Source organism: Mesorhizobium sp. M1142 (assembly GCF_040318565.1).
Taxonomy (GTDB): domain Bacteria; phylum Pseudomonadota; class Alphaproteobacteria; order Rhizobiales; family Rhizobiaceae; genus Mesorhizobium.
The window spans coordinates 330,484-344,908 of the sequence record NZ_JAMYMK010000001.1; the positions used below are offsets into that span (position 1 = coordinate 330,484).

Genomic DNA, 14,425 nt, shown 5'->3' on the forward strand with positions numbered 1-14,425 from the left:
GTCGCCCGGCTCAGCGGGCCGCCGCCCGCTGCTCGAGCGAACGTGCGTATTGCGTTAGCGGGAAACACATGACGAAGAAGATCAGCGCTACCAGCCCATAGACTTTGAACGGTTCGAAGGTCGCATTGTTGATCGCGTTGGATGTCCTCACCAGCTCCTCGAAACCGATGATCGAGGTCAGCGCGGTCGACTTGATCAGCTGCACCAGGAAGCCGACGGTCGGCGCGCGGGTGATCGAAAACGCCTGCGGCAGGATGATCAGCCTGAGCTCCTGCAGGTAGTGCAGGCCGAGGCTGGCGCCGGCGTCCCACTGGCCGGGCGGCAGCGCATCGACGCCGCCGCGCCAGATCTCGGCGAGATAGGCGCTGGCGAAGAAGGTCAGGCCAAGCACCGCCGCGGTCCACGGCTCGATGCGCAAGCCAAGCATCGGCAAGCCGAAGAACATCAGGAAGAGCTGCATCAGCAGCGGTGTGCCCTGGAAAAGCGCGATGTAGCCGGAGGCAAGCCGCCGCGCCCATTTATTCTTGGCGATCCGGAAGAACAGCACGACCATACCAACCACGGCGCCGCCGACAAAGGCGGCCAACGACAAGAGCACCGTCCAGCGCGCGGCCAGCAGCAGGTTGCGCAGAATGTCCCAGAAGGTGAATTCGATCATGACACGCCGGCTCCAAGAAGCCGGCGGCCGCCGCCGACCAGCAGCCGGCGCAGCCCAATCGACAGGGCGAGATAGACCATCGTCACCACGAAATAGGTCTCGAAAGCCCGGAACGTGCGCGCCTGCAGCATGTCGGCTTCATAGGTCAGCTCGCGCACCGCGATCTGCGACACCACGGCGGATTCCAGCATCATGATGACGATCTGGCTGGTCAGCGCCGGATAGATCACCTTGAGCGCCTGCGGCAGCACGATCTTGATGAAGACCTGGCGTGGCCTGAGCCCAAGCGCCAGTGCCGCTTCCGTCTGCCCGGGCGGCACCGCGTCGAGCCCGGCGCCAACGATCTCGATCGTGTAGGCGGCCATGTTGAGCGTCATCGCCAACATGGCCGCCAGCACCGGATCGAGCCTGACGCCGATGCTGGGCAGCCCGAAGAAGATGAAGAACAGCTGCACCAGGAACGGCGTGTTGCGGATCACCTCGACATACCAGCCGATCGCCCGCTTGAGCAGCAGCGGACCGTTCCGCCGCCCTGCCGCGCCGAGGATGCTGAGCAACGTTCCCGCCAGCGTGGTCACAGCGATCAGCAGGATCGTCGTGGCCGCGCCGCGCGCGATCGCCCCTGTCGCCCCGGCAAGCCAGCCGAAGTCGAGGCTATAGGTCACTGGCCGTCAATCCTTGAGATTGGCGGGATCGAGCGGTGTCTTCAGCCAGGCCTTCGAGCTTTCGTCCAGTTTGCCGTCGGCCAGCATCTTGGCGACCGCATCGTTGACCGCTTGTTTGAGGCGGTCTTCCTTCTTGTTGAGCCCGATATGCGAGGGCGAGGTGAGAAGCTGGAATTTCTGCTCCGGCTTCAGTTCCTCCTGGCGAGCCAGCACCTGGGCGCCGACATCGTTGCCGACCACCATCAGTTGGGTCTGGCCCGAGATGAACGCCTGGATGACGGAATTATAGTTGTCGAAACGGCGGATGTCGGCCGAGGCGGGTGCCGCCTCGGTCAGCGAGGTGTCCTCCAGGGTGCCGCGATTGACGGCGATCGACTTGTCGGCAAGGTCTTCCTTGCTTTTGACCGAGAGTGCTGCCGGGCCGATGACGGCGATGTAGTAGGGTGCGTAGGCGGCGGCGAAATCGATCACCTGCTCACGCTCCTTGGAGTAGCCGACGCTCATCAGCAGGTCGACGCGTTTGTCGGTCAGGTACGGAATGCGGTTCTGGCCGGTCACGCTGACCAGATTGAGCTTGACCTTGAGCTGGTCGGCGATGGATTGCGCCACGTCGATGTCGTAGCCCTTGATGCTCATGTCGGCGCTGGCCGAGGAGAAGGGCGGGAAGTCGGAAAAGATGCCGACATTGATGGCGCCGGCCTTGGCGATGTCGTCGATGGCGTCGGCATTGGCGGCCCGGGTGGTGAAAGCAAGACCGGTCGCGCCGAGCATCAGCACGGCGGCGATGGATGATTTGAGTTTCATGTGAAGTGTCATTGTCATTCCCCTGCTGGAAGCTTGTTTGTTGAATGCAACCGCCGGCTCCAGCGCGGCGGTCGCCTTTGGATTCTCTAGTGAACCATGATCTTTTCCGAAACCGGTTCTCGCTTTCGGGATCATGGTCGAGCGTGTCAGCCCGCCCTGCCGGTGATTGCCGGGCTGAACACCATCAGGCTGAGGATCTCGAACAGCACCTGCGCGCCGGCATGCGCCGTGTTGGTGGTCGCGTCATATTGTGGCGCCACCTCGACGACGTCGCCGCCGACGATGTTGAGGCTCTTCAGGCCGCGCAGCAGCTCGAGCACTTCCCGCGTCGTCAGCCCGCCGACCTCCGGCGTGCCGGTGCCCGGTGCGAAGGCCGGATCGATGCTGTCGATGTCGAAGGAGACATAGGTCGGGCCGTCGCCGACTATCCTGCGCGCCTTCTCGATAATGGCGGGAATGCCGAGGCCGGTCACCTCTTCGGCATGCACTACGGTCATGCCGGACTCATAGGTGAACTCCCACAGATATTCGGCCGAGCCGCGAATGCCGATCTGGATGGTGCGGCTCGGGTCGAGCACGCCGTCCAGCACCGCGTTGCGGAACGGCCCGCCATGGTGGAACTTGGTCATGTCGAACAGGCCGCTGGTATCGCAGTGGGCGTCGATATGGATCATGCCCACCGGCGCCTTCTTGCCGACAGCCTTCAGGATCGGGTGGCTGATCGAATGATCGCCGCCGACGGACAAGGGCAGGACGCCGGCGTCGACGATCTGGTTGGTGCGGCGTTCGATGTCGTCATGGCTGGTCTCCAGCCGGTAGCGGCTCTGGAACGGCACGTCGCCGATGTCGGCGACCTTCAGCTCATGCGTCGGCGCGCATTCCAGCACATGATTGTAGGGGCCGATGCGCTCGATGGCGCGCAACGCCCGTGGCCCGAAACGGGCGCCCGGCCGGTTGGTGACGCCAAGATCCATCGGCACGCCGATCATTGCCACCTGCAGATCGCCGAAATCCGGATTGTCGGCGGCGATTTCACGATAGGGCGCCGCGAGGAAGGTCGGGATGCCGGAATAGGGCGCCAGCCGCGTGCCGGTCTTGGAGAAGATCTTGTCGGCGACACGCTGGAATTTCGGGTCGAACATTTCGCCGCCATGGCTCTCGCCATATTTGCGGCGCAACGCTTCGAGCTTGCCGCGGTCGTAACCCATGTCGGTCCTCCATGGCTGGGGCGGTGCGCGGACGGCGGCCTCGATAGCCGCAGCGTTGGCCGCCTGCAGATTTCACGTCTTGATGCAATGCCTGGGCAAAGTGTCCTGTAGCTGCATTGAAAAATCAATTGATATTGTTAGGGTGTTCGCTGTGAGAAAATCTCACAGAGTTCAGGTTCCAAATGGCCAAGCGTTTGCCACCGCTCAATCCGCTGCGCGCCTTCGAGGCGACGGCGCGCCATGCCTCATTGAGCAAGGCGGCGGCCGAGCTGAACGTCACCCACGGCGCCATCAGTCATCAGATCAAGGCGCTCGAGCAATCATTGGGCGTCAAGCTGTTCGAGCGTGCCGGCCAGCGGGTGAAGCTGACGCCGCACGGCGCCGAGTTGCTGCCGGCGGTGTCGACCGCCTTCGACGGCATTGCCGCCGCCACGCAGCGCATGACACGGCCGGCCAGCACCGGCGCGCTGTCGGTATCGTGCGTGCCGGCTCTGCTGTTGCTGTGGATGATCCCGCGGCTGGGCAGCTTCACCTCGCAATATCCGGATATCAGGCTGACGCTGATCCCATCCAATGACGCCAAGGACGTCCGCGCCCCGCACATCGATGTCTGCGTGCACTATGGCGACGGCAGCTGGACCGACTGCTGGATGCGCAAATGGTCGGGTCTCGAACTGTTCCCGGTGGTCAGTCCGACGCTGATCAACAACCGCCCGATCCGCACCGTCCGCGACCTCGCCGATCACGTCTTCCTGCATGGCGATGACGGCCGCGAATGGCACACCTGGCTGGCCGCCGCCGACGCACTGGACCTCGAGCGCGGCCGCCGCCATCATCTCGGCGATGCGCGCATGGCGACCGAGGCCGCGGTTCACGGCCATGGCGTGGCGCTCGGCGATACGGTGACGGCAAGCGGACTGCTCGCCAGGGGTCTGCTTGTCGCCCCGTTCAGCCTTTCCGTGCCGGCGGTCGACGATTTCTACGTCGTCTGCCGCAACGAGATGCGGTCGGCGCCGATCGTGCAATTGTTCATCGACTGGCTGTTTGCCGAGAAAGAGCAGGCCGACCGCCGCGCCGACGCGCCGGTGGCAGGTCGCATCGGCATTCGCCGCAAGCGTCCAGCGCTCAAGGTGGTCGGCTCCAAGACCGCATCCTGAGGCCGAAACTGCCGCAGGCGCCGCTTGCCGCAGGGGCTTCTTTTTGTCGGGCCAGCCCGCAAAGCGGGAGGCGCGTTCAAAAATTCGATGCTAAGAGGCATTTGCAGCAATTCCAGGAAAAGTGCGCAGCGGTTTTCCATCCGGAATTGCGATAGACAAAAGCTAGAGCGAGCAGCGAAGGCGCATTGAGCGATGGCAAAGACCGATATAGCGCGGCGCGTCTACAACCACACCTGGAAGCTCGACCCGATCGTCCGTAGCTTGCTCGACACCGATTTCTACAAGCTTCTGATGCTGCAGATGATCTGGGGCATGTATCCCAAGGTCGACGCCACCTTCTCGCTGATCAACCGAACCACCTCGGTCCGCCTTGCCGAGGAGATCGATGAGACGGAGCTGCGCGAGCAGCTCGACCATGCCCGCACCTTGCGCTTCTCGAAGAAAGAGATGATCTGGCTCGGCGGCAACACCTTCTATGGCCGCAAGCAGATCTTCGAACCGGAATTCCTCGCCTGGCTGGAAAATTTCCGGCTGCCCGAATACGAGCTTTCCAAGCGCGACGGCCAATACGAACTCGCCTTCAGCGGCCCGTGGATGTACACGACGCTGTGGGAGATCCCGGCGCTGGCAATTATCAATGAACTTCGATCTCGCGCGGCCATGCGAGCGTTCGGGCCGTTCGCGCTCGACGTGCTCTATGCCCGCGCCAAGGCCAAGATGTGGGCCAAGACTGAGCGGCTGAAGGCGCTGCCCGGCATCCGCATCTCGGATTTCGGCACCCGCCGCCGCCATTCTTTCCTGTGGCAGCGCTGGTGCGTCGAAGCGTTGAAGGAGGGCATCGGCGAGGCCTTCACCGGTACCTCCAATGTGCTGCTCGCCATGGACAACGATCTCGAGGCGCTCGGCACCAACGCGCATGAACTGCCGATGGTGTTCGCCGCGCTCACCAATTCGGAAAAGGAATTGAAACAGTCGCCCTACAACGTGCTGCAGGACTGGCAGCGCTACTACGGCGGTAACTTGCTTATCGTATTGCCGGACACCTTCGGCACCGCGGCGTTCCTGCGCGATGCACCGGACTGGGTCGCCGACTGGACCGGCTTCCGCCCCGACAGCGCGCCGCCGATCGAAGGCGGCGAGAAGATCATTTCCTGGTGGCGCGAAAAGGGCAAGGACCCCAAGCAGAAGCTGCTCATCTTCTCGGATGGGCTAGAGGTCGAGACCATCGAGGAGACCTACCGCCACTTCCGCGGCAAGGTGCGCATGTCCTTCGGTTGGGGTACCAACCTGACCAATGATTTCGAGGGCTGCGCGCCGACCGAGACCAACCGGCTAGACGCCATCTCGCTGGTCTGCAAGGTCACCGAAGCCAACGGCAGGCCGGCGGTCAAGCTTTCCGACAATCCGGCCAAGTCGACCGGCGACGAGAAAGAGATCGAGCGCTATTTGCGGATATTCGGCCAGAAGGATCGCGTGGAGCAACTGGTGAAAGTGTGAGGTGGGGGGACTCTTGCGTAGTATGAGTTCCTTCGCGCCCCCCTCTGTCCTGTCCGGTAGGACAGAGGGGGACGCCGTAGAGCCCCGTCGTTACAGTCTAGCTCTCGTCGTTGTTGGCTTTGCATTCTCGCCCACTCCCGCCTTCGCCCACGCCTCCGACCGCGGCCACGTCCTGCTGCTTCCCACCGGTTACTACGTCGTGGGTGGCGCGCTCGCCGTTGCCGCCAGCTTCCTGATCCTCGCTCTACTCCCGCCGGACTCCCTCGACCGCTTCTGGCGCAAACGCCTGCCGCTTTTCGCCTTCGGCGACGGCGCGCGAACTGCCGTCAGCCTGGTATCCTTTGCCGGCTTTGCAATTCTGATCGCCGCCGGCCTGTTCGGCAGCCGCGATCCGCTCTCCAATCCACTGCCGCTGACCGTATGGACATTGCTCTGGGTTGGCCTGGCTCTGTTGCAGGGGCTCGCCGGCGATCTCTGGTCGTGGGCCAATCCGTGGTACGGGCCGTGCCGCGTCGTCTCGCACTTGTTCGGCAGATCGCAGCCGCAGTTGCTCCCCCAGTGGCTCGGCTATTGGCCGGCTTTCGTGCTGTTCTTCGCCTTCGCCTGGTTCGAGCTGATCGACCCTGCGCCCGACGATCCGGCGCGGCTGGCCTGGGCCGCCGGCGCCTATTGGCTGCTGAGCTTTGCCGCCATGCAGGTCTTCGGATACCGCGACTGGAGCCAGCGCGGCGAGTTCCTGACGGTGTTCTTTGCCATGGTAGCGCACTTCGCCATCGTCGAGCACAACGAGGACGGCCGGCTCAAACTCTGCTGGCCGGGTGCCAAGCTGCTCGGTGCCGCGCCGCTACCGCTCAGCGGCGTCGCTTTCCTGCTGCTTGCGCTGTCGTCTGTCTCCTTCGACGGCCTGTCGAAAACCTTCTTCTGGCTAGGCTGGTTCGGGATCAATCCGCTGGAGTTTCCTGGACGCACCGCTTTGATCGGCATCGGCAGTTTCGGCCTTGCGCTGAGCTTTGCCGTGCTTGCGGCGGTGTTCGCGCTCGCCCTCTTTCTTGGCCAGCACCTTGCCGGCAGCAAGCATTCGCTCGGTCACGCCGCCGGGCTTTTGGTCTGGTCGATCGTACCGATCGCGCTCGCCTACCACTTCGCGCATTATCTGACGGCGCTGCTGGTCGACGGCCAATATGCGATTGCCGCTCTTTCCGACCCGCTTGCGCTGGGCTGGAACCTGTTCGGTACCGCCGACATGTCAATTGAAGCCGGCGTTGTCGCCGGCGCCGGCTCGGCGTGGTGGCTGTGGAACCTCCAGGCCGGCGTCATCATTGCCGGCCACATGCTTGCAGTGCTTGTCGCTCATGGCTTGGCCTGGCGGCTGCATCCCGGTCCGGCTCGCGCCGCGCTCAGCCAGTTCCCGCTCACCGTGCTGATGATCGCCTATACCGTGCTCGGCCTATGGCTGCTTGCGACGCCGAGCGCCGGATGAACGAGGTGCGCGATGGCCGTCAATCGGACCTTGGGGAAAGCTCGCTTGCCACGTCAGAGCTTTGGTGATTTAGTTTGTACACATGCAATTTTCGGCCCTCTTAACAAGAGTGGCCTGCCTGCTACAGCCATTGGTCAAAGCTCAAAAACAAGGGGAACTGCCGTGACTGACAAGAATGGGTTTTTCGATCTCTCCAGATCCGCTCTCACCCGCCGCGCGGCGCTGAAGGGCCTTGCCGCCGGCGCCGGTCTTGCCGTCGCGCCGGGTTTCGTGCGTTACAGCCAGGCGCAGAGCTCGGCGCCGATCAAGATCGGCTTTCAGTCGCACCGCACCGGCATCGGCGCCGCCTACGGCCGCTGGTACGAGAAGACCACGGCCGCTGCCGTCAAGGCTATCAACGATGCTGGCGGCATCAACGGCCGGCCGGTCGAGGTGATCATCGAGGATGACGGCACCGATCCCGGCCGGGGCGCCGAAGTCGTCGGCAAGTTCGCCTCCCAGCACAAGACCGACATCGTCTACGGCACGCTGTTTTCGCATGTCGTCATCGGCTCGGCGCCGGCCGCCGGCGAGGCCGAGATGCCCTATTTCGTCGTTAGCGAAGGCCACCACGTCGCGTCGACCAAGTTGAACCGCTACGTCTTCCAGCCCGGCATCACCGATGTGAAGAGCCAGATCCAGTCGATGGCGCCGTGGATTGCCGCCAATGCCGGCAAGAAGGTGACGCAGATATTTCCCGATTTCGCGTTCGGCTACGACCATCGCGACTACCTGCCGCCGGCCCTGAAGGCGCAAGGCGCCGAGGTCATCGCCCAGATCGCCATCCCCCCGACAGAATCCTCCTTCACCAAATATTTCCCGCAGATCCCCGCGGAGACCGAGGTGATCTACCACGTCATGGTCGGCCCGGCGGTGCTCACCTTCGTCAAGGAGCTCGGCGAGTTCTACGGCTCCAATCGGCCACAATTGTTCGGCTTCATCGATTCGCTCGAAGCTACCGACATCAACAGCCCCGGCCTCGAATTCCTTGACGGCAGCCATTTCTGGGAAGGTTCGCCGCGCTACGCGCAGCCTGATGATTCCCCCGCGCAGAAGGCCTATCGCGCCGCCGTCGGCATCGACGACAATGGTGCCGCCGTCGGCGACCCCAAGGACGTCTCCACCGCCGCGCATATGTTCGGCTGCTGGGAAACGCTCTATGTCGTCAAGAAGGCGATGGAAGACGCCGGCTACAAGGGCCCGGAAGACCGCGCCAAGCTGGTCGAGGCGACCGAGGCATTGACCGAGTTCGCCGAAGGGCCCGAGCATCCGCAGGGGCCGAAAACCTTCAACGGCAAGATCCACCAGTGTTTTGGCATCCAGAACATCTCCAAGGTCGAAGGCGGCCGGCTGAATGTCGTCCACAAGACCAAGATCGAGGACGGCCTCTACGAGCCGGAAGGGGATTACACGACGCAGGCGCTGTGAGCTTGGCTGCCGCAGCAAGCGTGAGCGCCAAGACACCCTCCTCTGGCCTGCCGGCCAGGCCGGCAGGCCAGAGGGGGGTGCTTCGCGCATCCGCCGGTGCTTAGCCGATGCACTTCGGACCTCACCTGCTCCTCGCCGCCCTCGAAGGCCTCGTCACCTCCGCCGTGCTGGCGCTGACGGCGCTCGGCCTGTCGCTGGTGTTCGGCGTCATGCGCGTTGTCAATGTCGCGCATGGCGAGTTCTTCATGCTGGGCGCGGTGCTTGCCTGGGCAATCTCTACGGCGATATCCGGCCATCCTGCGCTCGGCTTCCTGGCCGCCCTGGTGCTGGCGCCATTGATCGTCGGTCTGATCGCGCTGGTCGCCGAACGGCTGGTGCTGCGCCGGCTCAACTATAATCCGGAAGCCACCATCGTCGCCACCATCGGCATGCTCTACATCATCCAGCAATTGGCGCTGACCTTCTACGGCCCGGAGGCGCGGCCGGTGGAGCCGCCGTTCAGCTATCGCATCCTCCTGCCGTGGTTCGGCTATTCCGGCTACAAGCTGTCGATCATCGCCGCGTCGGCGCTGCTGCTGGTCGCGACCTGGCTGGTGCTGACGCGCACGAAAATGGGCCTCGTCATGCGCGCCACGCAATATGACAGCGAGACGGCGCAGGCCTTCGGCATCCCGGTGACCAGAGTCTATGCCGGCGTTTTCGCGCTCGGCGCCATGCTAGCGGCTGTGGCCGCGGTGCTGATCGTGCCCATCAGCCAGGCGCATTATCTGATGGGGCAGGACCCGCTGCTGCTCTCGTTCATCGTCGTCATCATCGGCGGCCTCGGCTCGTTGCGCGGCACGGTGCTCGCCGCGGTGCTGATCGGACTGTCCGACGGCATTATCTCGGTGTTCTTCTCGCCGACGCTGGCCAAGATCATAGCCACCGTGCTTGTCGCCATGGTGCTGGTGTTCCGGCCGCAAGGCCTGTTCGGGACAGCATCGCGATGAAGGATGCTTCGCCGGCAAAGCCATATGCGCTGCATCTCGGCGTCATCGCCCTGCTTTTCGGGCTTAGTTTTGTCCTGCCGGAATATCATCACGGCCTGCTCGCCCGCATTATGGTGCTGGCGGTCTTCGCCATGGGCTACAATCTGCTGTTCGGCTATGTCGGGCTGCTAAGCCTCGGCCATGCCATGTTCTTTTCAGCCGGGCTCTATGGCGCCGGCCTTGCCGTCATCCATCTCGGCTGGAGCGTGCCGGCCGCCTTCGCAGCCGGGCTTGCCTGCGGCGCGCTGCTTGCGCTGGTGATCGGGCTGCTGGCGCTGCGCACCTCCGGCGTCGCCTTCATGATCGTCACCATGATGTTCGCTCAGGTATTTTATCTCCTCATTCTTTATTTCGCCGCCTGGACCGGCGGCGACCAGGGCTTGGTGGTGCCGCAGCCGATGCGGGTCCTTGTCCTGGGCAGCACGTCATTCGACCTCACCAACGCGACCGTGCGCTATATAAGTGCGCTGGCACTGTTCTCGATCGTGCTGCTCATAAGCCTGGCGATAGTCCGCTCCGGCTATGGCCGTGTGCTGGTCGCCATCCGCGAGAACGAGGAGCGGACCAAGATGCTTGGCTACGACACGTTCTCCAGCAAGCTTGCCGCCGTCGTCATCTCCGGCAGCATCTGTGCGGCTTCCGGCGCTGCCTATGCGCTGCTGTTCGGCTATGTCGGCTCGAGCTTCGCCTCGGTGCAGTATTCCATCCTGCCGCTGCTCTGGGTGCTGCTGGGCGGTGCCGCCACCACGCTCGGTCCGCTGATCGGCACACTGTTCATGTATTATGTCATCGACGTCGCCAGCGGCTACACCTCGGCCTATCTGCTGATCGTCGGCATAGCGCTCATCCTGCTGGTGCTGTTCTTCCCGAGAGGCATTCTCGGCAGCATCCGCCAGCGCTGGCTCGGGTGGTTGCCATGATGCCGCTGCTTACCACCAAAGGCCTGTCGCGCAGTTTCGGCGGCTTGCGCGCCGTCGACGGCGTCGACTTCGCGCTGATGCCGGGCGAGATCCGCGCCATCATCGGCCCCAACGGTGCCGGCAAGACCACCTTCGTCAGCCTGGTCAGCGGCCGCATCCAGCCCTCGTCGGGCATGATCGTCTTCGACGGCGCCGACATCACCAGCCTGCCTGCCTACGCCCGAGTTCGCCTTGGCATCGCCTACACGTTCCAGATCACCAGCGTCTTTGCCAATCTCAGCGCCTACGACAATGTTGCCCTGCCGGTGCAGCGCACGCTGACCGACGGCCGCTCGAAGGGCGCGGTTCACACCGGCGTCATGGCGGCTCTCGAGCGCACCGGCCTTGCCGACCGGGCGCAAATGCCGGCCGGGCAATTGTCCTACGGTCACCAGCGGCTGCTGGAAGTGGCAATGGGACTGGCACTGAAGCCGCGGCTGCTGATCCTCGACGAACCGACGCAAGGGCTGGCCGATAGCGAGATCGACAATTTCATCGAGCTGGTGCGCGAGATCGCCGACAGTGCCACCGTGCTTTTGATCGAGCACAACATGCCGGTGGTCATGCAACTCGCCGACCGCATCACCGTCTTCAATGCCGGCAGGATCTTGGCTGAAGGCACGCCCGAGCAGATCCGCGCCAATGCCGCGGTGCAGGACGCCTATCTGGGGACCACCCATGGCTGAGGCCCAGTCCAAGGCGTTGACCATATCCGGGCTCGATTGCTTCTATAGCGAAGTCCAGGTGCTCTATGGCTTGGATCTTGTGTTGAACGAGGGCGAGGTGCTCTGCCTGTTCGGCCGCAACGGCGCCGGCAAGACGACGACGCTGAAGGCGATCATGGGCCTGGTGCCGGCAAGCGCCGGCTCGATCCGGCTCGAAGGCCGGGAATTGACCGGTCTGCCGGCACATGAGGTGCCCAAGGCTGGCGTCGCCTACGTGCCGCAGGGCCGGCGGCTGTTCGCCGAGATGACCGTGGCGGAAAACATCGAGATCGGCCTGATGGCCCGCAACAAGGGCAAGGCGACGCGCGAGAACGTGCTCGATCTTTTCCCGTTGCTGCGCCAGCGCCTCAGGCAGCGTTCCGGCACGCTGTCCGGCGGCGAGCAGCAGATGCTGGCCATGGCCCGCGCCCTGTGTCTGGAACCGCAGGTGCTCCTGCTCGATGAACCGACCGAAGGGCTGATGCCGTCGATGATCGCCAGGATCCGTGAAACCGTGTCGAAACTGCGAGCGCTCGGCGTGTCGACAATTCTTGTCGAACAGCGCGTCGACGCCGTGCTCTCGGTCGCAGACCGCGTTTGCTTCATCGAGAACGGCCGCAACCGCGAGACGGTCGATGTCGAGGAACTGCGTGCCGATCCCTCGGCGGTCCGTCGCTATGTCGGCGTCGGCTGATCAGGCAAAAAACAGCAAGCCGGCGAGCAGGAAAGTCGGGATCAGCACGGCGCCCGACCACGCCATATAGCCAAAGAAGCTCGGCATCTTGATGCCGCGATGCCTGGCAATGGCGTAGACCATGAAATTCGGCGCGTTGCCGACATAGGTGTTTGCGCCCATGAACACCGCGCCTGCCGAGATCGCCGCCAGCGTCGAGGCGAGCTCGGTCATCAGATGCTGCGCATCGCCGCCGGCCAGTTCGAAGAACACCAGATAGGTCGGCGCATTGTCGAGGAAGGACGACAGCGCTCCGGTCAGCCAGAAATACGCGAGATTGTCGGGCGCGCCGGTCGGCGAACTGACCAGCAGCACCAACGGCGCCAGCGCGCCGTCGAGGCCGGCCCGCAATATGGCGACGACCGGAACGATGCAGATGAAGATGCTGGCGAACAGCTTCGCCACCTCGGCGATCGGCCCCCAGCTGAAGGCGTTTGCGCCGCGAAACTCCTTCGGCGAGACGACAAGCGACGTGAAGGCCAGTATCAGGATGACGGCGTCGCGCACCAGGTTCTGCAGCTCGAGGCTGACGCCCTGAAACGAGAAACTCACTCCCGGCTTCCAGGCAGCGGAAATCAGGATCGCGGCGATTACGCCGGCCAGCAGCGGGATGTTGGCCAGGCCGCGAATGCGCACCTTGCTGTCGGGCGTCGGATCCTTGATCTTCGGCGCGCCTTCCTCCCGATGATGCATGATGATGTCGATCGCCAGGAAAACCACCAGCACCACGCCGGCGACGAACAGCGTCTCGGGCAACAGGTGAACTGTCGTCCAGAAGAAATCGACGCCGCGCAGAAAGCCGACGAACAGCGGCGGATCGCCGAGCGGCGTCAGCGAGCCGCCGATGTTGGACACCAGGAAGATGAAGAAGATGACGACATGGGCGTTGAAGCGCCGGTTATCGTTGGCGCGGATGAGCGGCCGGATCAGAATCATCGAGGCGCCGGTTGTGCCGATGATCGAGGCAAGCACCGCCCCGCCCAGCAACAGCCCGGCATTGACCAGCGGCGTGCCGTGTATGTTGCCGGCAACGAAGATGCCGCCCGAAATGGTGAACAGCGCAAACAGCAGGATGATGAACGACATGTATTCGGTGAGCAGCGCATGCAGCACCGCCTGCGTGGCCGACGGGATGCCGAAGGCGATTGCCAGCGGCCCGATCACCAATGCTGCCCAGAAGGCAGCGATCTTGCCGTAATGGTGCTCCCAGGCATGATGGAACAGCAGCGGGCCGGTCGCAATGCAAAGCAACAGCCCGGCAAACGGCAACACCCACCACAGCGACATGGCGGCGCCCGGCAATTCGTGCGCTTCGGCCGCGAGAACCGCTCCCGGAGAAAGGATCGCGGCAATAAATGCAGCACTTGCCGTCAACGCCGCAAACCGCATGAAGCCCCTCAAAAGTCTGTCAGGTTCGGCTGGATGACGTTCAAATCAGTGCCACGCCGGCATCGCGCATCCGGCCCAGCATCGTCTCCATGGAGCCGTTGAGATCGATGCCGCGGCAGGCGTCGAGCCGAACCGACGTCGCAAAGCCGAGCTTGACCGCGTCGAGCGCCGAAAAGGCGACGCAGAAATCCGTCGCCAGGCCGACCAGGGTCAGCGTATCGATATTCCGCTCCCGGAGATAGCCGGCAAGGCCGGTCGGCGTCGTCCGGTCGTTCTCGAAGAATGCCGAATAGCTGTCGATCGCAGGACGGAACCCCTTGCGGATGACCAGCTCGGCCTTGCTCCAGGCCAAGCCGGAATGGAAGTCCGAACCCAAGCTGCCCTGGATGCAGTGATCAGGCCACAGCGTCTGCTCGCCATAAGGCATGTCGATCGTTTCGAACGGTCTCTTGCCGGGGTGGCTGGAGGCAAAGCTCGAATGGCCGGCAGGGTGCCAGTCCTGCGTCAGCAGGACGTGCTCGGTCCGCCGGATAAGATCATTGACCAACGGCACGATTTCGTCGCCACCGGCCACTTCCAGGGCGCCACCCGGGCAGAAATCGTTCTGCAGGTCGATAATGACAAGCGCTTCGTCGGCCATGGAGCCTCCTTATTTTCTTTGTCCTGAGCTTAGGCT

General features: G+C 63.6%; 14 protein-coding genes. 8 read left to right on the forward strand and 6 right to left on the reverse strand.

Annotated features, from left to right (window positions below):
• Positions 1-10 precede the first annotated feature (10 nt).
• The 4 genes from NKH42_RS01590 to speB all read right to left on the reverse strand — a co-directional run bounded on the left by NKH42_RS01590 (position 11) and on the right by speB (position 3,335).
• Complete coding sequence (locus NKH42_RS01590) at positions 11-658, reverse strand: amino acid ABC transporter permease (RefSeq protein WP_352477000.1); 648 nt, start codon at positions 656-658, stop codon at positions 11-13.
• A complete protein-coding gene (locus NKH42_RS01595; protein ID WP_254815843.1) occupies positions 655-1,323 on the reverse strand; it encodes an amino acid ABC transporter permease in 669 nt (222 codons plus the stop codon). Before NKH42_RS01595 ends, NKH42_RS01590 begins: the two co-directional genes overlap by 4 nt.
• 6 nt (positions 1,324-1,329) lie before the next feature.
• Complete coding sequence (locus tag NKH42_RS01600) at positions 1,330-2,139, reverse strand: transporter substrate-binding domain-containing protein (protein WP_352751774.1); 810 nt, start codon at positions 2,137-2,139, stop codon at positions 1,330-1,332.
• Positions 2,140-2,273: 134 nt separating this feature from the next.
• Complete coding sequence (speB, locus tag NKH42_RS01605) at positions 2,274-3,335, reverse strand: agmatinase (protein ID WP_352751773.1); 1,062 nt, start codon at positions 3,333-3,335, stop codon at positions 2,274-2,276.
• 182 nt (positions 3,336-3,517) lie between these two features.
• Here speB and gcvA point away from each other — a divergent pair, with 182 nt between their 5' ends.
• From gcvA to NKH42_RS01645, 8 genes are all read left to right on the forward strand, one after another.
• Positions 3,518-4,492, forward strand: a complete 975-nt coding sequence (gcvA, locus tag NKH42_RS01610) for a transcriptional regulator GcvA (RefSeq protein ID WP_352477004.1) — start codon at positions 3,518-3,520, stop codon at positions 4,490-4,492.
• A gap of 192 nt (positions 4,493-4,684) precedes the next feature.
• Entirely contained in the window at positions 4,685-5,989 is a 1,305-nt protein-coding gene (pncB, locus tag NKH42_RS01615; RefSeq protein WP_254815847.1) for a nicotinate phosphoribosyltransferase, read from the forward strand.
• A gap of 22 nt (positions 5,990-6,011) precedes the next feature.
• Positions 6,012-7,469 carry a hypothetical protein gene (locus NKH42_RS01620; RefSeq protein WP_352751772.1) on the forward strand — a complete coding sequence of 486 codons (1,458 nt, stop codon included), beginning with the start codon at positions 6,012-6,014 and terminating at the stop codon, positions 7,467-7,469.
• Between the two features lie 162 nt (positions 7,470-7,631).
• A complete protein-coding gene (locus NKH42_RS01625; RefSeq protein ID WP_352751770.1) occupies positions 7,632-8,936 on the forward strand; it encodes an ABC transporter substrate-binding protein in 1,305 nt (434 codons plus the stop codon).
• Between the two features lie 107 nt (positions 8,937-9,043).
• Positions 9,044-9,925 carry a branched-chain amino acid ABC transporter permease gene (locus tag NKH42_RS01630; protein ID WP_352751768.1) on the forward strand — a complete coding sequence of 294 codons (882 nt, stop codon included), beginning with the start codon at positions 9,044-9,046 and terminating at the stop codon, positions 9,923-9,925.
• A complete protein-coding gene (locus NKH42_RS01635) occupies positions 9,922-10,884 on the forward strand; it encodes a branched-chain amino acid ABC transporter permease (protein ID WP_352751766.1) in 963 nt (320 codons plus the stop codon). Before NKH42_RS01630 ends, NKH42_RS01635 begins: the two co-directional genes overlap by 4 nt.
• The gene (locus tag NKH42_RS01640; protein ID WP_352506045.1) at positions 10,881-11,609 is read left to right on the forward strand and encodes an ABC transporter ATP-binding protein; all 729 of its coding nucleotides are present in this window, start codon (positions 10,881-10,883) and stop codon (positions 11,607-11,609) included. Before NKH42_RS01635 ends, NKH42_RS01640 begins: the two co-directional genes overlap by 4 nt.
• Positions 11,602-12,321, forward strand: a complete 720-nt coding sequence (locus tag NKH42_RS01645; RefSeq protein WP_352686394.1) for an ABC transporter ATP-binding protein — start codon at positions 11,602-11,604, stop codon at positions 12,319-12,321. The genes NKH42_RS01640 and NKH42_RS01645 overlap by 8 nt, the downstream gene beginning before the upstream one ends.
• Here the strand turns inward: NKH42_RS01645 and NKH42_RS01650 are convergent, their stop codons facing one another.
• Complete coding sequence (locus tag NKH42_RS01650; RefSeq protein WP_352751764.1) at positions 12,322-13,749, reverse strand: sodium:proton antiporter; 1,428 nt, start codon at positions 13,747-13,749, stop codon at positions 12,322-12,324.
• Positions 13,750-13,789: 40 nt separating this feature from the next.
• Positions 13,790-14,389 (reverse strand): bifunctional nicotinamidase/pyrazinamidase, encoded by a 600-nt coding sequence (gene pncA / locus NKH42_RS01655; protein ID WP_352506043.1) that lies wholly within the window; start codon positions 14,387-14,389, stop codon positions 13,790-13,792.
• Positions 14,390-14,425 lie beyond the last annotated feature (36 nt).